Source organism: Pseudomonas sp. FBCC-B35, assembly GCF_059133755.1.
This window is the reverse complement of sequence record NZ_CP101439.1, coordinates 2,769,111-2,791,157: the sequence shown is the minus strand read 5'-3', so window position 1 is coordinate 2,791,157 and position 22,047 is coordinate 2,769,111. Positions and strand designations below refer to the sequence as shown.

Sequence of the window (22,047 nt, the reverse complement as noted above, 5' to 3'; positions counted from 1 at the left end):
CATGGGTGCTCTGACGAAAGCTGAGATGGCCGAGAGGCTGTACGAGGAGCTGGGGCTTAACAAGCGTGAGGCCAAGGAGCTGGTCGAGCTGTTTTTCGAAGAAATTCGGCACGCACTTGAAGAGAACGAGCAGGTCAAGTTGTCCGGTTTCGGCAACTTCGACCTTCGCGATAAACGCCAACGGCCGGGCCGCAACCCCAAGACTGGGGAAGAAATCCCGATCACCGCACGGCGCGTCGTCACCTTTCGTCCAGGGCAGAAGTTGAAGGCCCGGGTTGAGGCCTATGCTGGAACCAAGCCATAACGACGAACTGCCCCCCATACCGGGCAAACGGTACTTCACCATTGGTGAAGTGAGCGAACTTTGCGCTGTAAAACCGCACGTGCTGCGGTATTGGGAGCAGGAGTTCGATCAGCTCAATCCTGTGAAGCGGCGGGGCAATCGGCGTTATTATCAGCGCCAAGACGTGCTGATGATTCGCCAGATCCGCGCATTGCTTTACGACCAGGGCTTCACCATCGGCGGGGCGCGCTTGCGGCTTTCCAGTGATGAGGCCAAGGATGAGTCGAGCCAGTACAAACAGCTGATTCGTCAGATGATTGTGGAGCTGGAAGATGTGCTGGTGGTGTTGAAGAAGTGACCGTTGTTTAAGATGAGTGGAAATTTTTGAAAAAAAGCTTCCATTAATCAAAAGGTTAGGGTATCTTCTTCATCGTTCTCAGCGGTAACGAGAACATGCTTCAAACCGAGTCGGGGCGTAGCGCAGCCCGGTAGCGCACTTGCATGGGGTGCAAGGGGTCGAGTGTTCGAATCACTCCGTCCCGACCATTATATTCAATGACTTAGGCCATTTCCGAAAGGGGTGGCCTTTTTCATGTCCGTGACTTTTGCGTGACTTCTCAGGGTGTTACGCATGGTTCCTCTTCAACCTGCTCAGCCTTGGCCAACCAGTCCCTGGCTGGAACTTTGTTTGCCGCCTCAATGAGTTGGCTGATCTCCGTGCCCGGAGAGTAATTGGTCACGCTGCCATTCTTGTGTCCTAAGACGGCTTGCGGTCTTCTTTGGTTCACCCTGCAGCCTTCAGGCGCCGACCTAAAGTATGCTCGAAATTGTGAATCCTGATCGAGGCCTAGACTACAGTGCTGCGCTCGTCGGCAGCGGTCAGCGCTATCAGCCAAGCGTGCCAGCGTGGCTGGAAGATGACTCGGTCATTGCCGTCTCGGCAATGACCCTGCCTGAGCGTCGCTGAATACAGGGCAACACCGAGCTGGCTGACTCAAACTTTGACTGATGCTGCGTGGCGAATGGGCGCTGGCGGGTGGGGCTGCATGCCGCCCCGACCGGTTTTCAGTGAGTGGCAGCAGGCTTGAGCCTGTCTTGGCAGAGGGCGCCGTATGCATTTTCATCGATCGGCTTGGCATCTGGGCTGCCGAGATCTTCCATCGCCAAGCGGTATGTCTCAGGCGCGACATAGGCGGCTAAGGCACAGATGCAGGTGATGAAAAACGCCGACCCCCCCACAATAAGCCAGATGTTGTCCGAGCCCGGTGGTGCAATGGCAGCAAAGATGGCTGGCAGCATGGCGGTGCACATGGTGCTGATGTTCTGTGCGATGGCCATGGCCGAGACGCGGTAGCGCGTGTTGAACAGCTCCGGGAAGAAGCTTGGGAAAACTGCATTGTAGCCTTGGTAGACCATACCCCACATGAGGATCGAAGCGGCAAAGGCCAGCGGCACGCTCTGGATACTGATCGCATACAGATAACCGAAAGCCAGCAGCCCCGAGCCCAGACAGCCAGTGATCATGATCGGACGCCGGCCGATCTTGTCAGACAGGCTACCAACGAACGGGATCAAGAGCACTGCGACGATGTTGCCCACTACTGGGATCCACAGGTAGACGCTTTGGTCAAAACCAATGCCGTAGGCCGGCTGAACTGCATAGGCTGCGCCGAACACCGTCGCAACCACCGGAATGACGTTCATCAGCGCCATGAACACGACCAGCACCATGTGCTTCCAGCTGTACTTGAAGGCTTCTTTGACGGGCGAGCGGGCGATCTTGTCTACCTGTTCGCCCTCGACGAAGGCCGGGGTCTCATGGACCTCCTTGCGGATGATGAAACCGGCTACCAGCACGAATGCGCTGAGCAGGAAAGGAATGCGCCAGCCCCAATCGCTGAACGCTTCGCTTGGCATGAAGTAGGCCAGTGGCAGGAACACCGCAGCAGCCATTATCTGACCGGCCTGAACCCCCTGCAAGGTGAAGCTGGCGTAGTAACCTCGCCGTCCGAAGGGCGCATGTTCCATGATCATGGCGCTAGCACCGGAGATTTCACCAGCGACTGCAAAGCCCTGAACCAGGCGCAGCAGCGCAAGAACAATTGGGGCAATGATGCCAATGTCGTGGTAAGTGGGCAGCAGGCCTACGGCCATGGTCGAAATACCCATCAGAAACATGCACAGCAGCAAAACGTTTTTGCGACCGCGGGTATCGCCCCAGTGACCGAGGACAACCGCACCCACGGGACGGGCCAGGTAACCGACGCCATAAGTTGCCAGCGACGCGATGATGGCCATCGTGGGGTCCATCGAAGGGAAGAACAACTGCGGGAAGATCAGAGCTGCGGCTTGGGCGTAGATAAAAAAGTCATAGTACTCGAGGGCCGAGCCTATCCACCCACTGGCGGTCGCTTTCTTAGCTTGGGAGCTGGAGTGAGCCATTGTTGTCTCCGTTGTTCTTGTTATTGAACTTGTTAGGTCGTGACGCTGGGCTTGTAGGTCAGGATCTGCTGAGCGTTCGCAGGGCAGTGAAATGCTCGAATGATCTGTAACTGGATCCATGTTCAACCAGGCGTGAGCGGCGAATCAATTCGATAAACCCGCTTTCGTTCGGTAATCGAACGAAAACTAACCATTTCGTACAAAACCCATTGATGGCGTGACTTTACCCGCGAATAATCGAGTGCGCCAAGCGCCTGCAAGGGTTCGTTGGCTGATGCCTTTCAAATAAAGGGAACCCCAGCATGCAGCGTTCGATTGCCACCGTATCCTTGAGCGGCACTCTGCCGGAGAAACTCGAAGCCATCGCCGCAGCCGGCTTTGACGGCGTCGAGATTTTTGAAAATGACCTGCTCTACTACGCCGGTAGCCCGCGCGAGATCCGTCAGATGTGCGCCGATCTAGGCATCGCCATCACCCTGTTCCAGCCATTTCGCGATTTCGAAGGCTGTCGCCGCGAGCGTCTACAGAAAAACCTCGAGCGCGCCGAACGCAAATTCGACCTGATGCAGGAATTAGGCACTGATCTGATGCTGGTGTGCAGCAACAGTCAGGCGGACGCACTGGGCGATGGGCAGCTTCTGGTCGACGACCTGCGGCTGCTGGCCGAACGCGCCGGTGTCCGCGGCCTGCGTATTGGCTATGAAGCGTTGGCCTGGGGCCGGCACGTCAATACCTACCAGCAGGGCTGGAACCTGGTCCGCCAGGCCGATCATCCGGGGCTGGGCGTGATCCTCGACAGCTTCCATACCTTGTCACTGCGGGGCGACCCGAGCGCTATCCGTCAGATTCCAGGCGACAAGATTTTCTTCGTGCAAATGGCGGATGCACCCATCCTGGCCATGGATGTACTGGAGTGGAGCCGTCATTTCCGCTGCTTCCCAGGGCAGGGCGAGATGGACCTGGCGGGCTTTCTCGCACCGATTCTGCAAACCGGCTACCGCGGGCCGTTGTCGCTGGAAATCTTCAACGATGGCTTTCGCGCCGCACCTACCCGGCAGATTGCCGCCGATGGACTGCGTTCACTCCTGTATCTGGAAGAAAAGACGCGCCTGCAATTGCAGCACGAAGCCCAGCGGATCGAGCCTGGGGTACTGTTTGACCCAGCCCCCGCCAGTGCCTACGACGGTGTAGAATTCCTTGAGTTTGCCGTCGATGAGTCAGTCGGTGCACGTCTGGGTGGTTGGCTCGAGCGTCTGGGTTTTGTCGAAGCCGGCGCTCACCGCAGCAAGGGTGTTCGACTGCTGCGTCAAGGCGATATCAACATCGTGCTCAACGCTGAGCCCTATTCATTTGCACACAACTTCTTCGAAGCCCATGGTCCCTCGTTGTGCGCCATCGCACTACGGGTCAAGGACGCTCAGGCCGCCTTGCAGCGCGCTACCGCCTACGGTGGTCAGCCGTTCCGTGGCCTGGTCGGGCCCAACGAACGCGAGATCCCGGCCGTGCGTTCGCCGGATGGCAGCCTGATCTACTTGGTCGAGCAGGCAGGTGCCGGGCATACCATCTACGACAGCGATTTCCGCCTGGATGCCGCCCCCGACGCTGGCGGCGGCCTGCAACGCATTGATCACATGGCCCTGGCCATTCCGGCCGAATCGCTGGACAGCTGGGTGCTGTTCTACAAGAGCCTGTTCGACTTCGAGGCCGACGACGAAGTGGTCTTGCCCGATCCCTATGGCCTGGTCAAGAGCCGTGCCTTGCGCAGCCAATGCTCCACACTGCGCCTGCCACTGAACATTTCCGAGAATCGCAACACCGCAATTGCTCACGCGCTGTCAAGCTACCGTGGTTCGGGAGTGCACCACATCGCCTTTGACTGTGCCGACATCTTTGGCGAGGTGGCGCGGGCGAAAAACGCTGGCGTGCCGCTGCTGGAGATCCCGTTGAATTATTACGATGACCTCGCGGCCAGGTTTGATTTCGACGACGAATTCCTTAGCGAACTGGCTTACTACAATGTGCTGTACGACCGTGATGCGCAGGGTGGCGAGCTGTTCCATGTGTATACCGAGCCCTTCGAGAAGCGTTTCTTCTTCGAAATCATTCAGCGCAAGGGTGGGTATGCCGGTTATGGCGCTGCCAATGTTGCGGTCCGCCTGGCGGCCATGGCCAAAGCCCGCAGCGGGGCCCCGCGCAAACCGGTGTTGTAAGGCAGATGCCGGCCCTGGGCCGGCGCCCCTGTGACAAAACCTGACCGGTGCCACCCTCCGCGCGCTTCCCTGCGTCGCACCAGTGACGGATAATCCCACCCATTCCAATAATCAGGCTGTGAGTGGGTATGAATGATTCCGTAGTCAGCCTTGGCGAGCCTGCCTCCGACGGGGGCCGTAAATCGCGCAAGAACAACCCGGAGAAGACCCGCGAGGATATCCTTCAGGCCGCAATTGGCGAGTTCGTCCAGCAGGGCCTGGCCGGTGCCCGCGTCGACGCCATCGCCGAGCGTACCGCTGCTTCCAAGCGCATGATCTATTACTATTTTGGCAGCAAGGAGCAGCTCTACGTCGAGTGCCTGGTCAAGCTTTATGGCGACATTCGCAAGACCGAGCACAGCCTGGATCTGGAGTCATTGCCGCCGGAGCAGGCCATCCGCCGACTGGTGGAGTTCACCTTCGATCACCATGATCACAACGTCGACTTCGTGCGTATCGTCTCGACCGAAAATATCCACTATGGCGAATACGTCAAGCAATCACCGGTGATCCGCGAGATGAGCAGCGTGGTGTTGAAGACGCTCGGCCGCTCGCTGGAACGCGGCGTTGCCGAGGGCGTTTTTCGCGCGGGTATCGAAGTCATCGACCTGCATATGCTGATGAGCTCGTTCTGCTTCTATCGGGTCTCCAACCGACACACCTTCGGTGAGATCTTCCAGATCGATATGACCGACGAGCAGATCAAGCAGCGCCACAAACAGATGATCGGCGACGTGGTGCTGCGCTATATCCAGGCATGAAAGAGACGGCACGTGCTGTACCTGCCCAATGACCGCAAAACGCCTGATCGTCATTGAGCAGCCAAAGCGTGATGCCCTTGCTGGGCTGATCCACGGCGAATGCATCGAAGCGGTCCGGCAAGGGCATCAGCACGGTGCGGCGCTCATGAACGACTGCCTGATCAGGCGCCCTGGGCCCGTCAGTGTCAGGTATCTACACCAACAGGCGAGCTCACTTCAGTCCATGCTGGCGAAATGCGCCTGCATCCTGCCAGCATCAGCAGCATTGCCGCTGATCAGCTCGAATGCCTTGACCGCCTGGAACACCGCCATCTTGCCACCGTCCAGGGTCCGGCAACCGAGTGCTCGAGCGTGGCGCAGGAGTGGCGTATCAAGCGGGAAGTAGATGATCTCGGCGACCCATAGCCGTGCATGCAGCAATCCGACGGGCACGGGTGTGCCCGGTAGCTTGACCATACCCACCGGCGTTGTATTGACTAGGCCATCGGCGTCAGCCAGGGTGGCGGCCAGGTCAATGCCAAGGCTGGTTCGGCCTGCACCGAAGCGCTCGTTGAGGTTGTCGACCAGAGCTTGCCCGCGGGCGAAATCTATGTCGAACAGCGCCAACTGTTCGACACCTTCGGTCAGCAGCGCATGGGCGACGGCAGACCCGGCGCCACCGGCGCCCATCTGCACCACACGCCGTTTTTGGACGTCAGCCAGGCCGTGTCTGAACCCCTCGGCGAAGCCCAGGCAATCGGTGTTGTGGCCGATCCGCTTGCCGTCCTTGAAGACCACCGTGTTGACCGCGCCGATGCTACGCGCCTCATCGGACAGTTCATCGAGCAACGGCACGACCGCTTGCTTGAACGGGAAGGTGATGTTGAGTCCGGTAAAACCGGTGCGCTGAGCAGCATCGAGCAAATCGGGCAGGGCGCTGTCTTTGAGTCCTAACTCATCGGCATCGATCAGCCGGTACACGTAACGCAACGATTGCGCGTCGCCCTCACACTCATGTAGAGCAGGGGTGCGCGATGCCTGGATGCCGCGGCCAATCAGGCCAACCAGAATGCTTTGCTCGCTCATGCTGCTTGCTCGACAAACATGTGCCCAAGGTGTGCCAGCGCCATGCGATAACCTGCGCTGCCCAGACCGCATATCACCCCGACTGCAATCGATGAAACGAATGAGTTATGCCGGAACGGCTCGCGCTTGTGCACATTGGACAAGTGCACTTCGATCACCGGTAGCTCGCTGGCCACCAGTGCATCACGAATGGCCACCGACGTATGGGTCCACGCGCCTGGGTTGATCACAATACCGGCGCAACGGCTGCGGGCAGCGTGGATCCATTCGATCAATTCGCCTTCGTGGTTGGTCTGGCGGAATTCGATGTCCAGGCCCAGATCGCGAGCGCTGGCGCCGCAGCTGTCAGCGAGGTCGCTAAACGTTTCGCGACCGTACTGGTCCGGCTCGCGGGTGCCAAGCAGATTGAGATTGGGGCCGTTGAGCACGAGGATGCGGGGCGTCATTGGCAGATCACTGTGTTGTTATTGGGAGCTCCGATGTTTGTACTATCTGGTTAATTCGTCAATCGATGTACGTGATTGCGCGTTGAATATGTGCGATTACCGAACCACGAAGTTCGGCTGCCTGGCAGCGCGAAACTTGAATGCGCTGTGTTGGGGCCTGTCATACAGTTCCACGCGTAGCTTTGTTGCTACAGCCGTGTTCGCGCCCTCTAGCTATCGCCATGCCCGACCACGGGGCGTCTCGTTGCCCCGACCCCAGGGGCTGCAAGCATGACGAGAGGACACCCAGGAAGCGGAAAGGACTACCAAGCCGTGCCATCCAGAGCGCTTCAGAAACTGGCCTTGACCTGCAATCCGACTACCAGCGCATTATCAATATCAGCGCCGGTAAATGCCCCAGGCTCGATGATGTACTGCAGATCCGGTCGCAGATTGAGCCAGGGTGTGACCTGATATCCATAGCTCAGCTCGATCAACTGCTCGGCACTGTCGATGGTCGGGAACTCCTGATCATTGCGCGCAGCTGCATCCTCCAGCACAGCTCGACTACGGGGGTTCGGTACGGCGCGGCCGTAGCCCAGCGACAAGGTATCCCGCGGGCGCCCTGCAAACGGCTGATACAGCACAACACCCGTGCCATACCATTTTGTAAACGGCGATGCAGCCTTGCTCGATGCCGAGTACTGACCAAAGGCATGCAAACTGCGGCCTGCCACGCCCGGGTCATTCCATACCGCCTGATCGATCAGCAGGTAGTGCCCACCACGGCCGGCCACTTCGTCATTGCGGCCAGTGCGCTTGACGTTTGAGCTGTCGTAGTAATAACCCACTTTGTACTCACCCGGTAGCTCGCCCAGCAGCCTGTACACCAGCTCCACCGGCACCACCGTGCCTGTGGTGTGCTTGGGGCCAAGCTTCCAGGCACGGCTGGAGTTGCCATTGCTCTCGGGGTCGACATTGAACGCCGCCACGCGCACTTGCCAGGCTGGCGACAGGTCGTATTTGACCCGTGCACCGAGCCGCGCGTTGGGGTAATTGGTCCAGCCACTGCCGCCGGACATGTTCAGCGGATGCCCGCAAAAGCCGGCATTCATGAAGTTGCACAGGATCCCGCTGTCGAGGCCGCCAAGGTCGTTGCCCATGGCCATGTAGCCGAGCTTGATATTCAGCGCCGGGGTAAAGTTGCGCTCATAGCTGAGCTCGGTGAGGCGGGTGTACAGGCCACCGAAGTTTTCCTGGATCGGCAGGCGGTTGCCTACCAGTTCTTCCGAAGCGCTGTGCCCGCGGCGGTCGTTGATGCTCAGTTGGACCTTGCCGGCGTTGTCCAGTCCGTACAAGCGGGACAAGTCGAACTGCACGCCAAGCTTGATGTTCTGCGAATAGCGCGCCGAGCGGTGCAGACCGCCATCGGCGTTGTAGGCGGTTTCGCCGCTGTAGTCAGCGCTGAACTTGACGCCGTTGTCTTCTAATTGATGGCGCAGGCCGCCCCAGTCGCCAGTGAAGGTGCTGCGGCGCAGCAGATCGGCTTCGGCCATGGCACCGTTGCTGGCCAGGACCAGAAGCAGGCCGGCGGTGATGGGAGCAGGGGACAAACGGAACACGAAGGACATTGCGCAGCTTTCCTGGAAATCGCAAGGTGATGATGAACGGCGCCGCTAAATGCATGAGGCCGCCACTGCAACGTGTGTGCAGAAGCGGCCTCGTGCTGTACGGGAGAGGCGCCAGTTATGGCAAGGCGTAGGCGATTACATAATCGCCACGGTCAGTCGACTGGCGGGCACCGCCTGCGGTGACGACCACGTACTGCTTGCCGGTCTTGGGCGACACGTAAGTCATCGGGCCACCCTGGCTGCCGACGGGCAAGCGAGCCTTCCAGACTTCTTCACCGTTGCCACTGTTGAAGGCGCGCAGGTAAAAGTCCTGGGTACCGGCAATGAACACCAAGCCGCCTTGGGTCGACAGGGTGCCGCCCAGCGTTGGCAGGCCGATCTTGATCGGCAGGTGCATGCGGATGCCAAGCGGACCCGTGTCTTCAACGGTGCCGACCGGCACTTGCCAGGCGACCTGGCGGGTCTTCATGTCAATTGCGGTCAGGGTGCCGAACGGTGGCGCCTGACACGGGATTCCGGCAATCGACAGGAAGCGGTTCTTGTTCACTGCGTACGGCGTACCTTTGAGCGGTACCGCCCCCATCCCGGTGTTCAGTGCTTCGCCACCACTGGCAGCTTCAGCCTGATTCTGCGACGGAATCATCTGACTCCACAGCCCCAGGCGCATGTCGTTGACGAAGATGAAACCATGCACCGGGTCGGTGGAGATGCTGCCCCAGTTCATGCCGCCCAGCGAGCCCGGGAAGCTCAGCGATACGTCGGTGCCAGGTGCGGTGTAAAGGCCGTCATAGCGCATCTTCTTGAAGTCGATGCGGCACAATAGTTGGTCGTATGGCGTAGCGCCCCACATGTCCGATTCGGTCAGGGTTTGAGCACCGATCTGCGGCATACCGACCGACTTGGGCTGAGTGGGTGAGTACGGCTCGTTGGGGATGTTGCTTGGCTTGACCGGCACCTCGTCGACCTGGGTCAGCGGTTTGCCGGTAGCACGGTCGAGCACGTAGATCTGCCCGGCCTTGGTACCGATTACCACCGCAGGGACGGTCCGGCCGTCGTCCTTGGTGAAGTCGATCAGGCTCGGCTGCATCGGCAGGTCGAAGTCCCACAGGTCGTTGTGGACGGTCTGGTAAACCCACTTCTCGTCACCGGTAGTGGCGTCCAAGGCCAATACCGAGGCGCCGTAAGTGTGGTCGAGCTTGCTGCGTTCAACACCGTAGATGTCGGTGGACGATGAGCCCATCGGCAGAAACACGGTGTTCATCGCAGGGTCATAGGACATCGGCGCCCAGCTGTTCGGCGTACTGCGCACGTAGGTGCTGCCGTCGGCGGGGGCATTGCGGTCCTCAGGGTTGCCTGGGTCGAAGGCCCAGCGCATTTGCCCAGTGATGACGTCAAAGCCACGGATCACGCCACCTGGCATGTCGGTCTGTACGTTGTCTGCAACACGGCCGCCAACAACCACGGTGGTGCCGGCCATCAGCGGTGCCGAGGACAGCTGGTAGAAGGAGTCCGGTACATCGCCCAGGCCAGCCTTCAGGTTGACCTGACCATTGGTGCCAAAGCCCTGGCAGAACTCGCCAGTGTCAGCGTCGACTGCAATCAGGCGACCGTCGATGGTATTGGTCAGCAGGCGGCGCTGGCAGTTGGCGCCAGGCGCTAGCGCAGCTGCAACGACGGGTGAGCTGTTCGGCTGGGTGGGCTGGGCCAGTGGCGCAGTGGCGTCGAAGTAGGCCAGGCCGCGGCAGCGCTGCCAGACTTTCGATTGGGCGTTGATGGTGTTTTTCCACAGCTCATTGCCGGTGTCGGCATCGAGTGCAATCAGATTGTTGTGCGGCGTGCAGATGAATACTTTGTTGCCGACCTGGAGCGGGGTCAGCTGGTCTTCGGCACCGTTGCCATCACTGATAGCGACATCGCCGGTGTGGTAGGTCCAGGCGACCTGCAGCTTGTCGACGTTACCGCGGTTGATCTGATCAAGGGCGGCAAAGCGGCTCCCCCCTTCGGTATTGCCGTAGTGAGCCCAGTCTTTTTGCGCATGCGCAGGTGCGACTGCGGTCAGCCCCGGGCCTATTCCGGTCGGGGCCACGCTTGGGTGGGCGACGAACATGTTGCCGGCCGCGACCACAACCGCTACCGCCATCACACCAGCGACAGCGTAGGCACCGCGTCCAGTACCGGTACCGTTGGCGCGCTTGAGCAGCGGGTACACCAGCGCGACGACGGTACCGATCACGGCAAACATGAACAGGCGCGAGAACAATGGCCAGAACACCAGTCCGGTATCAATCACGGCCCACAGTGCGGTGCCGAGCAGGAACGCGGCATACAGCCAGGCCCCAGCGACCTTGCTGCGGGCGATCAGGATACCGGCGATCGCCATGGCCAAGCCGCCGATAAGGAAGTACCAAGAGCCGCCCAGACTGGCCAGCTTGATGCCGCCAGCAGCCAGCAGTAGGCCAAGCAGGGCGATGACCGCGCCAAAGCCAACCAGAATGATTTTCGAGGCGCCAGATGCGCGCGGTGAGTCGTTCATGCCAAGGATCTCGCGATGGAATGCGCAAAGCATAAGCCCTTAGCAAGCTAATTAACAAGTTAGTACATTTATCTCCGAGATAGCGTATTGCAACGCCAACGTTGCCAAGATGCGACGAAATTATCGAAATGTGTAGGTAATTTTCTATAACATGCCGAGTTTAATGACGTGAAAATTTCGTCAAAAACATCGATTTGTCACGGCTATGTGTAGGTTGAGCTTTCAGGCATCAGACCTGGCAGCCGCCCGGTCTCATCAATCTGACCTTTCTGACGGACATTGGCTGGCCACAGTGGACCCCAGTGATCGACGAAAATGACCACCTGAGTTACCGGCGCATCAGCGATTTATGCTCACCGTCGATTTATGCGCTGTTGTTTCTCTGCCTGTGCCACGTCTACCTTGGGCAGTAATAGGTCCTTGACGGGTAGCCAGCCCAACGTGAGCGTTTGATGTCGGCGTTACGGCGTTTATAGTAATCGGCCGCCGTGAGGTCAATTACGAGCAAAATGCTGCATTTGATCACTCAGCGCCTGCTCCAGGAGGCCAAGCGCAATTTGGCTACACCGGTATGACGGTACAGGCGTTCTCCGACCCGATGAGCCTTTGCGTGCTGGTGTACGTTCACGGCGTGTTCTAACCCGGCACGGGGTAGTGGCCCAAGGCCTTCTGGAGTGACCGATGAGCATCGACAAACGCATCAAGTTTCGTCACCTGCAGTGCTTCCTGGAGGTGGCACGCCTAGGCAGCCTGGCGCGTGCAGCCGATCGGCTAGCGATCAGCCAGCCTGCCGTCTCCAAGACGCTCAAGGAGCTAGAGGATGCGCTGACCGCACAGTTGTTCGAGCGTGGTAAGGAAGGCGCCACGCTGACTGAGGCCGGGGTGGTCTTCCTGCGTTATGCCGGGCCCAGCGTGCAGACACTGCGCGAAGGGGTGGAGAGCCTACGCGGCGGAGACTTCCAACCCAGCAACGTGCGCCTTGGCGTGCTGTCCACGGTCGAGGGCGAGTTTCTGCCGGAGGTGGTGCGCCGTCTGCACAGGCGCCATTGCTCGCTGGTGATCAGCGTGGTTACCGGGCCCAGCGCGCCTCTTCTGTCGCAATTGCGCGTGGGCGAGCTGGACTTGGTCGTCGGGCGCATGACTGATAGTCCGCAGATCCAAGGACTGACCTTCGAGCATCTCTACAACGAGCCCCTGACCCTGGTGGTACGAGCCGGCCATCCACTGCTCGAGAGGGCTTTCGATACGGTCGCGCTGGAGGACTATCCAATGGTCCTTCCGACAGTTGGCACTACTATCCGCAAACGCATCGAAAGCCTGCTCGTCGAGCACGGTCTGCGTTTGCCAAATCGACGACTGGAAACCCTGTCATTAAGCCTGAGCCGGCGTTATGTCGATACCAGCGAAGCGGTTTGGGTGGCGCCGACCGATGCCGTGCGCAGCCCCCTGGCCAAAGGGGAGTTGGTGGAACTGGCGCCGCAGCTGCAAGAGGGGGGTGGCTCGGTGGGCATCTGCAGCAACGCCGCCTTACCACTGTCCCTCGGCGCACGCTGGTGCCAGGAAGTGTTGCGCGAGCTAGGCCAGGAGTATCGCGTGCACGCGTATCCATAACCTGTTGGTTATGGATACGCGGCGCCTTTTCAGTTTTCAGATCCGGCAGGCTCGCGGAAACTGCGGCGCACATGCCTGATAGTTTCCAGGCTCCTATAACGCCAACAACAGGAGACCGCCATGTCCGAACTGGACACCGGCCGTTTCGTCATACGAGACCGCAACTGGCACCCCAAAGCCCTTACGCCCGATTATAAAACGTCGATCACCCGCTCGCCGCGACAGGCGTTGGTGAGCATTGCGCAGTCTATTTCGGAGACCACAGGGCCGGACTTTTCGCACCTGAAGATGGGCGATCATGACAACGACCTGCTGCTCAACTTCAACACCGGCAGCCTGCCGATCGGCGAGCGCATCATCGTCTCCGGCCGGGTCATGGACCAATACGGCAAGCCGATCCCGCATACCTTGGTGGAGATGTGGCAGGCCAATGCTGGTGGCCGCTATCGACACAAGAACGACCGCTACTTGGCACCGATCGACCCTAACTTTGGGGGTGTCGGCCGCACGCTGACAGATAGCGCAGGCAACTACATGTTTCGTACCGTCAAGCCCGGCCCGTACCCGTGGCGTAACGGACCCAATGACTGGCGGCCAGCGCATATCCATTTCTCCATCAGTGGCCCGTCGATCTCCGCTAAATTGATCACCCAGCTGTATTTCGAAGGCGACCCCTTGATTGCGATGTGCCCCATCGTCAAGTCGATCGCAAACCCGCTAGCGGTACAGAGCCTGATAGCCAAGCTCGACATGGGCATGGCCAACCCCATGGATTGCCTGGCCTACCGTTTCGACATCGTGTTGCGCGGCCAGCGCAAGACGCACTTCGAAGATCGCTAAGGACTCACGCACATGCCTATTGAACTGCTGCCCGAAACCCCTTCGCAGACCGCCGGACCTTACGTTCATATTGGACTGGCTCTGGAAGCCGCCGGTGTTGCCCCACGTCCGCAGGAAATCTGGAATCAACTGGCCAAGCCAGATGCCCCTGGCGAGCACATTCTGCTGTTCGGCCATGTCTATGATGGCAATGGCCATTTAGTGCGCGATTCCTTCCTTGAAATCTGGCAGGCCAACCATGAAGGGGTCTACGACACCCGCTTTGACTTGGAGAAGTCGTTCAACAGCTTCGGCCGTACCGCCACGACCTTCGATGCGGGCGAGTGGACGTTGCAGACGGTGAAGCCGGGTGTCGTGAAAAACGCCGCTGGAGTGCCGATGGCACCGCACATCAACGTGTTGCTTTTCGCCCGGGGTATCAATATCCACCTGCATACGCGTATCTACTTCGATGATGAAGTCCAGGCCAATCAGGACGATCCGGTACTCAACTTGATCGAGCAGCCACAGCGTCGCCAGACGTTGATCGCCAAACGCTGTGAGGTGAACGGCAATCTGGCCTACCGTTTCGATATGCGGATCCAAGGCGAGGGGGAAACCGTTTTTTTTGACTGCTGAGCGTACCCATTTGGCGCTGGCTCTGTTGCCGAGCCGTCGCCAGGAGCGTAGTCAGGGCTTGGCGCGCTGGCTGTCGAACGGGCCTGAGCTGCCCTTGCGGCCTCTCAGCTCGAAAGAAGGTCCGCGCAGCGGTCCTGATTTTGCCGGTGGGCCCCTGAGGCAGACGCTGTGCACCAGATAACTTTCCCGATTTTTGGAGTACCCGCTTGAGCAGCCCAAGCAATCTACTTTTCGACTTGTATTTCACCCGGCCGGCCATGCGTGCGATCTTCTGCGACAGTGGACGACTGCAGGGTATGCTGGATTTCGAGGCCGCGTTGGCACGTGCCGAGGCGAGCACCGGTTTGATTCCCGCTGAGGTGCTATCGCCGATCGTCGCCGCCTGCAACGCCGACCTCTACGATCCGGCGGAGCTGGCACATGCAATCGTCAGCGCTGGCAACTCGGCGATTCCACTGGTCAAGGCGCTGGGCAAGCGCGTCGCCGCCCTAAGCCCAGACGCAGAACGCTACGTACACTATGGCGCCACCAGCCAGGACGTCATGGACAGTGGCTTGGTGCTACAGCTGCGCGCCGCTGTCGAGGTGCTCGAAAGCGATCTCGCCGATCTGGCCAACGCCTTGGCAACGCAGGCCGAGCGTCATACCGATACCCCAATGATCGGGCGCACTTGGTTGCAGCAGGCCACGCCGGTAACCTTGGGCATGAAACTGGCAGGCATGCTCGGTGTAGTGACTCGCCACCGCCAGCGCCTTGAGCAGCTAAAGCCACGTCTACTGGTGCTCCAGTTCGGGGGTGCTTCCGGCACCCTGGCAGCATTGGGCGAGCAGGCTTGGCCAGTCAGCGAGGCCTTGGCCCGCGAGTTGGGGCTGAATTTGCCTGAACAACCTTGGCATACGCATCGCGATCGCCTGGTCGAGTTCGCGAGCCTGCTCGGCTTGATCGCCGGCAGCCTGGGCAAGCTGGGCCGGGACTTGAGTTTGATGATGCAGACCGAGGTCGGTGAAGTTTTCGAACCTTCCGCGCCGGGCAAGGGTGGCTCTTCGACCATGCCGCACAAACGCAACCCGGTCAGCGCCGCCGTGCTGATCGGCGTCGCCGTACGCGCGCCAGGGCTGGTCTCCACCATGCTCGCGGCCATGCCGCAGGAGCACGAACGCAGTCTGGGCTTATGGCATGCAGAATGGGAAACCCTTCCGGAGCTGTGTTGCATGATTTCCGGCGCACTGCAGCAGGCGTTGCTGGTGGTATCTGGGATGGAGGTGGATGCCGAGCGCATGCGCAGCAATATCGAACTGACACAAGGTCTGGTACTGGCCGAGGCGGTGAGCATTTCTCTGGCGCAGCGCATCGGACGGGATGCCGCCCACCACTTGATCGAACAGTGTTGCCGCGAGGCGGTGGAGGAGGGGACTCACCTTCGCGCAGTGCTGTCGGCCAACACCGAAGTCAGCGCACAGCTCTGTGCCACTGAGCTTGATCGCCTGCTCGACCCGGCCCAATACCTCGGTCAAGCGCGCCGATGGGTCCAATGTGCTGTCGCTGAACATTCGAACGTTTCGCGTGAGGAGCTTTAGATGCCTACCCTACAACTTGCCGATGGCGACCTCAACTATCAACTCGAAGGACCGCCTGGTGCGCCCGTATTGGTGCTGTCCAACTCGCTGGGCACCGACCTGCACATGTGGAATGCGCAAATGGTGGCTTTCACCGAGCACTTTCAAGTACTTCGTTACGATACCCGAGGCCATGGGCGGTCGCTGGTCAGCGAGGGCCCCTACAGCATCGAACAACTTGGGGGCGACGTGCTGACGTTGCTCAACGGACTTGATATTCAGCGGGCAAGCTTCTGCGGCCTGTCCATGGGTGGGCTGATTGGCCAGCGGCTGGCGATCCATGCCCCTGAGCGTATCGAGCGCCTGGTGCTTTGCAACACGGCTGCAAAAATCGGCAATGCGCAGGTGTGGAATTCGCGCATCGAAGTCGTGCTGGCCGGTGGCGTTCAGGCCATGCGCGATCTGCGCGATGCCTCGATCTCACGGTGGTTCACCGCCGACTTCGCCAAGGCCGAGCCCGCCAAGGTCGAGCCCATTGTCGACATGTTGGCCCAGACTTCACCGCAAGGCTACGCCGCCAGTTGTGCTGCGGTGCGCGACGCCGACTATCGCGAGCAGCTCGGTGCTATCGGTGTGCCGACACTGATCATCTGCGCCAGCAGCGATCCGGTGACTAACATCGAGCACGGCCGCCTGATGCAGGCGCGCATTGTCGGTGCCGAGCTGGTCGAACTCCACGCCGCGCACCTTTCCAACGTGCAGGCCAGTGATGCCTTCAGCCAGCACGTGCTGGCCTTCCTGACCGCCTAAGCGCGCGAGGACCATCCGATGGACGAGAAACAACGGTACGAAGCTGGTATGCAGGTACGCCGCGCTGTGCTGGGTGAAGCCCATGTTGATCACAGTCTCAAGCACCTGACGCCGTTCAACCAGGAGTTTCAGGAAATGATTACCCGCCATGCCTGGGGCGATATCTGGACTCGCCCGGGCCTGTCGCGCCACACACGCAGCCTCATCACTATTGCGATGCTCATCGGCATGAACCGCGAAGGTGAACTGAAGCTGCATTTGCGCGCGGCCAGGAACAACGGCGTAACGCGAGAGGAAATCAAGGAGGTGCTGATGCAGAGCGCCATCTACTGCGGCATCCCGGCTGCCAACGCCACCTTCCACCTGGCCGAATCGGTGTGGGACGAGCTTGGCGTGGAATCCCTCGATTCTGCCAGATGAATGCCTCGAGTCGCCAGGGTTGAAAGACGCGCCATCAATCGCCGAGCGGGCAGTTACGGTTGCAACGCGGCGCAGCCCTACGTACTAACTTTTTCGAACGGTCGAAGCGGGCTGTAGTTATCGGCGTTCAAGTAGGGGGGCTTGGTCAAGCATGGCTACCCTACCGAACACGCGTGCATGTAAGCTTGGATGCCCCGCACACATGAGTGCTAACAGGAGGTTCGATATGAGCAAGGTAGCTAAACCGTTTTACTTCGTCGCCATACCCCTGATTGCCGTGGGTACGGCATTTGCAGCCGTTGGCGCCTCAGGGCAGGCCGCTTTCGGGTATACCGCAGTCGGCTTGCTGACGCCTGGGCTGGCATTGCTCATAGCTGGGTATCGCAAGCGGGCCTGAGGCGCGTACTTGCCTAACTGATGGATGAGTGCAACTGCAAAATCTGACCCGTCAAACCACCTGAGGCAATAAAGGCGCGTCCCTCGATCCGCCGCGCAGCCCAGCTAACCTTGTGGCCAACTCATACTTTCGAAAGGGTTTGTTGAGCCGAGGCAGCGCCGGATCAATGCCTTCACGTTCTGCGTAGCCGGAGATGATCAGAATCGCAATGTCAGGTCTGCTAATGCGAACCGCTCTAGCCAGCTCGGTCCCACTGATGCCGGGCATGAGATGATCGGTGACAAGCAGGTCGAACGGCTGTTTAGTGTGCATCAATTCCAATGCCTGCTCACCGGACGCAGCCTCGACCACGCAGTATCCCAGCTCAGCGAGCATGTACGCCGTACTTGCCCGCACCAGTTCTTCGTCGTCCACCAGCAGCACGGTGCCGCGCACCAGCGGTGACTCCTGGAGTGGGTCGATGCGCAGTGCCTCATTGGGTTCGGTTGTGCTGCGAGGCAGCCAAAGCTCTACATTCGTACCTAGCCCTGGAGCGCTATGAAGGGTGAGCGCACCGTTAAGTTGCGAGGCCAAGCCATGCACCATGGATAAGCCCAGCCCGGTGCCTTTGCCGATACCTTTGGTTGAAAAGAATGGCTCCACCGCGTGGGCGAGGGTGGTCGCATCCATGCCAATCCCCGTATCAGCAACTGACAGGCACAGGTACTCGCCTGCCGGAAGTTTCGAGCGGTGGTCAATGTCGACCATTTCCGTGCTGGCGGAAATGCGCATCGTGCCGCCGTCAAGCATCGCGTCACGCGCATTCACCGAAAGATTGAGCATGGCCATCTCAAGTTGATTGAGATCCGCGATGGCCGCTGGCAGATTTGCCGGAACATCGACCACGACCTTGATTTGAGGCCCAATGGTGCTGGCCACAAGGTCGGCCATGCCGTTCAATAACTTTGCCACGTCCACCGAACTCGTCTGAAGGGGTTGTCGACGTGCGAAGGCAAGCAGCCGCTGGACAAGCGTCGTGGCACGTTCTGCCGACTGCATCGCACCAGCGATCAGCCGTTGCTCGCGTTCGCCGCCCACGCCCCGGCGCTGGAGCATGTCCAGGGTGCCGACGATAGGGGTGAGGAGGTTGTTGAAGTCGTGAGCGACGCCGCCGGTAAGTTGCCCCATCGCTTCCATCTTCTGGCTTTGACGCAATGCTTTTTGTACTTCTTCACGCTCTGCAATGGCTCTGGCGATCCGCTCTTCGAGGGAGGCGTTGAGCTCTTTGAGCGCGTTTTCGGCGACCTTGCGAGCAGTGATGTCTATCGCTGTCCCGGTCACGCGCAAGCACCGGCCGGCGTGGTCGAAGACGCCACGGCCTTTGGCCGCCACCCAGCGTACGATGCCGTCATCGCGGCCGACGGTTCGATAGTCCACGTCGTAGAGTGCACGGCGCAGCGGATCGATCGCTGCCGCGAATGCGTCGATCGTTGCCTCGTAGTCGTCAGGGTGTATGCCTGCATAGAAATCTTGGAGGGTGACCGGCGCGTCAGCTGACATCCCGAACATCGCCTTGGTCTGCGAAGGCCATACCAGCGTGTCATTGATAAAATCCACGTCCCAGAAGCCTACGTCAGCATGGTCAACTGCCAGACGCAGCCTCTGCTCACTGGAACGAACCGCGCAGTCCGAACGGGAGCGGTGCACGACCAGCCCCACGGTCTGGGTCACGAAATCGATGATTTCCATATCGGCGGGCAGTGGTTCCCGGCGCTCAGCGTGGTACAGGACGAATAGGCCAAGCACTTCGCCCTGGGCTGAACGGATCGATGTCGACCAGCAGGGGTGCAGCCCATGTTCGAAGGTCAAATCGCCAAGGGTGGCCCACCTAGAGCGGGTGCTGATGTCCAATGCCGCCAGGGTGCTCGAGGCATCCAGCTCCAAGTCGATGGGGGCGCCCGCAAGGGCTTCACGGTAGACGCCAGGCAGGCTGGGGCTTGCACAGTGGTGCACATGGCTTACCCGCTCATCAAAGAGCAGAATGCTCCCAACGAAACCTGAAACCGATAGCCCCTCCACCTCGCGAACGATCGCCTCCAGCGTGGTGCTCAGAGGGGTCGATGTAACCGCCAGTGCCAGGATTCGGTTTTGCGCCGCTGCAAGTGCCGCCCCACGGTTACGCGCTTGGGTCAGACGCGCATTTTCGATGGCAATCGTTGCCAGCCGCGCCAGGTTCTCCAATCTGTTGATCGTATCGAGATCATGGTCTTTTGCCTCGGACCAATATGCGCCCAACGCAGCCACCGGCAAAGGCCGCCCGATGGGCACCATCACAAGGCTGCGGACGAAAGTCGAGGAGTACGCCTGGCTGGGTATGCGTGAGTCGAGCCGAATGTCAGCGATGACAACCGTTTCTTGATGCTGCATGGCCCACCCTGAAACACAGGTGTCGGCTGGAAAATCCTGCCCTTGCCATAGGGCAGATGCCGAATCCTCGGCTACGTAGAGGCACTTGCCGTGATTTTCGAGGATGACTGTAATACCTTCAGCTCCTACCGCCGCGCGTGCATTGTCTCGCAACACGGCAACGACTTCTTCCACGGATTCGGCCCTGGCCAGGCGCTCGCTGGCATTGAGCACGTGGTTGAGGCGGTCATCGCTGGCCGGGTGCTTGGAATCATTGCGCAAACGAATCTCCCAACGGCCACAGCGTCTTGATCTGTAGTCTGGTCAGTGCGAAAAAGAAGGGGAGTGCGTTACCGGCGTTTACTGGCGGACGCGTAGAACCGGGAGTCTCTCAGAAAAACCCACCTCTAGCACTAACAAGGTGGGGAATTCGTCCTGTTTGATCATGTTGGCGACATCACGCCAGCTGCATGCACAAAGCAGAGTTTGTTCCCTTCAATATCCCGGCAATAAGCACCGTAGTAATCCGAGGCATACTGCGGCCTCAACCCAGGTGCGCCCTCATCTTGAGCACCCATCGCCAAGGCTGTACGCCATGCCGCCTGCACCTGATCCTGCGAAGCGGCGGCAAAACTTATTTGCACGCCGTTTCCCCATGTCGCCGGCAGTCCGTTGAACGGCAGTTGCACGTAGAACTGAGGCCACTCCCTGTCCGGCCTTTGCCATCCAGCACCCTGCGGGCCGCCATCGTGGTTGTCGGGCATGCGGACAAGCCCCAGGGTGGCAAGTACGGCATCGTAGAACCTGATCATGGCCGGCAGGTCGCGAGCACCTAGCTGAATGTGGCTGAACATGTACGCTCCATAAGATCCGTTGATCGACAGCAGTAACACACAGCTCATCTGAGAAAGGCAATGCCATCGCTCACCCAGTCAGATGTCACGCCCTGGGTAGCTGGGTTCAGAAAGCTTAAGGCTCACTGGCGATGAGGGGTTAGGCCCAGCAGCGCCTAGATGACCCTCACTCGGCAAAAGCCGCAACAATCGCATCCACTACAACCCTCACCCGTGCCGTGTGTGCCAGGTCCCGATGCAACACGAGCCAGGCTTCATAGGGCGTGGCCCGCTGTCGATCAGGCCAGACGCGCACCAAACTGGCATCGCGCTGGGCCATGTATTCCGGCAGTTCACCCAGGGCCAGCCCGGCGCGCACGAAGGTCGCCAACATGAGGCTCGAGTCCAGCTCCGCGACTACCCGGCCGCCGGACCTGGGCTCTCCCGCCAGTGTATCGTCCTGCCGGGCAGTTACACTTTGTTGGTAAAGGGCGATGTCATGGCCTACCAAGGCGCTGCCAGGTTCTGGCTTTCCACGCAGGTCAAGGTACCGCTGTGCCGCATACAGCCCCACAGGCCAGTGAGCCAGCCGGCGCACGATCAGGTCAGGTTGCTCCGGCCGTACGGTGCGCACGGCCACGTCGGCCTCCCTGCGCCCCAAGTCCAGTAGACGAGTGGTGGTGGTCAGAATTACCCGCACCTGCGGATGAGTGACCCGCAGTTGCTCGATCGCAGGTATGACGAAATCCACGGCCAGCGCATCGGTGGTGGTGAGGCGCACCTCACCCGATGGATGAGGATCGTTGCCCTCACCCTGGCGCTCGAAGGAGACGGCCATCCGCTCCATCTCCTCAGCCTTCTGTACGAGCTGTTGCCCAGTGGTAGTCAACGCCAGGCCACCGGTGCTGCGAAGAAACAGTCGGCTGCCCAGCGTCTGCTCAAGCCCCGCCAGACGCCGACCGACTGTGGTTTGGTCGATGCCCAACGCCGTGGCTGCGGCCCGCAGGGTGCCGGCACGGTGTACCGCGAGGAAAATGCGTACGTCATCCCAATTCATCAATGCACGCTTCCTGAAGATGCAAATATGCAGCCCTGGGCTGCGATTACGTGCATTTTCGCATTGATGCACGCTGCATAACATAGCGGGATTGAATCACCGTCCGAATCACGCAGCCGGCTTAAGCCGGG

Annotated in this window: 19 protein-coding genes, 1 tRNA gene and 1 pseudogene; 12 read left to right on the top strand and 9 right to left on the bottom strand. The window is 59.9% G+C overall.

Features of this window, described 5'->3' with window-relative positions:
- Position 1 precedes the first annotated feature (1 nt).
- The 3 genes from ihfA to NMB38_RS12710 all read left to right on the top strand — a co-directional run bounded on the left by ihfA (position 2) and on the right by NMB38_RS12710 (position 829).
- Positions 2-304 carry an integration host factor subunit alpha gene (gene ihfA, locus NMB38_RS12720; protein WP_003250679.1) on the top strand — a complete coding sequence of 101 codons (303 nt, stop codon included), beginning with the start codon at positions 2-4 and terminating at the stop codon, positions 302-304.
- Positions 285-641, top strand: a complete 357-nt coding sequence (locus NMB38_RS12715; protein ID WP_003250681.1) for a MerR family transcriptional regulator — start codon at positions 285-287, stop codon at positions 639-641. The genes ihfA and NMB38_RS12715 overlap by 20 nt, the downstream gene beginning before the upstream one ends.
- A 111-nt stretch (positions 642-752) precedes the next feature.
- Positions 753-829: transfer RNA gene (locus NMB38_RS12710), tRNA-Pro, on the top strand.
- A gap of 71 nt (positions 830-900) precedes the next feature.
- Here NMB38_RS12710 and NMB38_RS12705 read toward each other — a convergent pair.
- Positions 901-1,130, bottom strand: a pseudogene (locus NMB38_RS12705) (hypothetical protein); the annotation flags it as partial.
- 218 nt (positions 1,131-1,348) lie between these two features.
- Complete coding sequence (locus NMB38_RS12700; protein WP_323157856.1) at positions 1,349-2,725, bottom strand: MFS transporter; 1,377 nt, start codon at positions 2,723-2,725, stop codon at positions 1,349-1,351.
- Positions 2,726-3,027: 302 nt separating this feature from the next.
- Between NMB38_RS12700 and quiC the strand changes: the two genes are divergently transcribed.
- Positions 3,028-4,935, top strand: a complete 1,908-nt coding sequence (gene quiC, locus NMB38_RS12695) for a 3-dehydroshikimate dehydratase QuiC (protein WP_028686419.1) — start codon at positions 3,028-3,030, stop codon at positions 4,933-4,935.
- A 128-nt stretch (positions 4,936-5,063) separates the two neighbouring features.
- The gene (locus tag NMB38_RS12690) at positions 5,064-5,735 is read left to right on the top strand and encodes a TetR/AcrR family transcriptional regulator (RefSeq protein WP_027916070.1); all 672 of its coding nucleotides are present in this window, start codon (positions 5,064-5,066) and stop codon (positions 5,733-5,735) included.
- A gap of 216 nt (positions 5,736-5,951) precedes the next feature.
- Here NMB38_RS12690 and NMB38_RS12685 read toward each other — a convergent pair whose 3' ends face one another.
- From NMB38_RS12685 to NMB38_RS12670, 4 genes are all read right to left on the bottom strand, one after another.
- A complete protein-coding gene (locus tag NMB38_RS12685) occupies positions 5,952-6,800 on the bottom strand; it encodes a shikimate dehydrogenase (protein ID WP_490806136.1) in 849 nt (282 codons plus the stop codon).
- Positions 6,797-7,246, bottom strand: a complete 450-nt coding sequence (aroQ, locus tag NMB38_RS12680; protein ID WP_242809541.1) for a type II 3-dehydroquinate dehydratase — start codon at positions 7,244-7,246, stop codon at positions 6,797-6,799. The genes NMB38_RS12685 and aroQ overlap by 4 nt, the downstream gene beginning before the upstream one ends.
- Positions 7,247-7,575: 329 nt before the next feature.
- A complete protein-coding gene (locus NMB38_RS12675; RefSeq protein WP_125922245.1) occupies positions 7,576-8,856 on the bottom strand; it encodes a carbohydrate porin in 1,281 nt (426 codons plus the stop codon).
- Between the two features lie 115 nt (positions 8,857-8,971).
- Entirely contained in the window at positions 8,972-11,389 is a 2,418-nt protein-coding gene (locus tag NMB38_RS12670) for a glucose/quinate/shikimate family membrane-bound PQQ-dependent dehydrogenase (RefSeq protein ID WP_206405382.1), read from the bottom strand.
- Between the two features lie 681 nt (positions 11,390-12,070).
- On the opposite strand from NMB38_RS12670, the gene pcaQ reads away from it, so the two are divergent.
- From pcaQ to NMB38_RS12635, 7 genes are all read left to right on the top strand, one after another.
- On the top strand, positions 12,071-13,000 hold the full coding sequence (pcaQ, locus tag NMB38_RS12665; protein ID WP_027916065.1) for a pca operon transcription factor PcaQ: 930 nt from the start codon (positions 12,071-12,073) through the stop codon (positions 12,998-13,000).
- A 120-nt stretch (positions 13,001-13,120) separates the two neighbouring features.
- On the top strand, positions 13,121-13,840 hold the full coding sequence (gene pcaH / locus NMB38_RS12660) for a protocatechuate 3,4-dioxygenase subunit beta (protein ID WP_027916064.1): 720 nt from the start codon (positions 13,121-13,123) through the stop codon (positions 13,838-13,840).
- Positions 13,841-13,852: 12 nt separating this feature from the next.
- Positions 13,853-14,458, top strand: coding sequence for a protocatechuate 3,4-dioxygenase subunit alpha (pcaG, locus tag NMB38_RS12655; RefSeq protein ID WP_027916063.1), 606 nt, complete (start codon positions 13,853-13,855; stop codon positions 14,456-14,458).
- A gap of 206 nt (positions 14,459-14,664) precedes the next feature.
- Complete coding sequence (locus NMB38_RS12650; protein WP_028686414.1) at positions 14,665-16,035, top strand: 3-carboxy-cis,cis-muconate cycloisomerase; 1,371 nt, start codon at positions 14,665-14,667, stop codon at positions 16,033-16,035.
- Entirely contained in the window at positions 16,036-16,824 is a 789-nt protein-coding gene (pcaD, locus tag NMB38_RS12645) for a 3-oxoadipate enol-lactonase (RefSeq protein WP_490806135.1), read from the top strand.
- A gap of 18 nt (positions 16,825-16,842) precedes the next feature.
- Positions 16,843-17,244, top strand: coding sequence for a 4-carboxymuconolactone decarboxylase (gene pcaC / locus NMB38_RS12640; RefSeq protein WP_027916060.1), 402 nt, complete (start codon positions 16,843-16,845; stop codon positions 17,242-17,244).
- A 226-nt stretch (positions 17,245-17,470) separates the two neighbouring features.
- Positions 17,471-17,641 (top strand): hypothetical protein, encoded by a 171-nt coding sequence (locus tag NMB38_RS12635; protein ID WP_166741483.1) that lies wholly within the window; start codon positions 17,471-17,473, stop codon positions 17,639-17,641.
- Positions 17,642-17,692: 51 nt separating this feature from the next.
- Here the strand turns inward: NMB38_RS12635 and NMB38_RS12630 are convergent, their stop codons facing one another.
- The 3 genes from NMB38_RS12630 to NMB38_RS12620 all read right to left on the bottom strand — a co-directional run bounded on the left by NMB38_RS12630 (position 17,693) and on the right by NMB38_RS12620 (position 21,916).
- Entirely contained in the window at positions 17,693-20,308 is a 2,616-nt protein-coding gene (locus NMB38_RS12630; protein ID WP_494354797.1) for a GAF domain-containing hybrid sensor histidine kinase/response regulator, read from the bottom strand.
- A 161-nt stretch (positions 20,309-20,469) separates the two neighbouring features.
- On the bottom strand, positions 20,470-20,880 hold the full coding sequence (locus tag NMB38_RS12625) for a VOC family protein (protein WP_027916059.1): 411 nt from the start codon (positions 20,878-20,880) through the stop codon (positions 20,470-20,472).
- A gap of 166 nt (positions 20,881-21,046) precedes the next feature.
- Positions 21,047-21,916, bottom strand: a complete 870-nt coding sequence (locus NMB38_RS12620) for a LysR family transcriptional regulator (protein ID WP_490806133.1) — start codon at positions 21,914-21,916, stop codon at positions 21,047-21,049.
- Between the last annotated feature and the right edge of the window lie 131 nt (positions 21,917-22,047).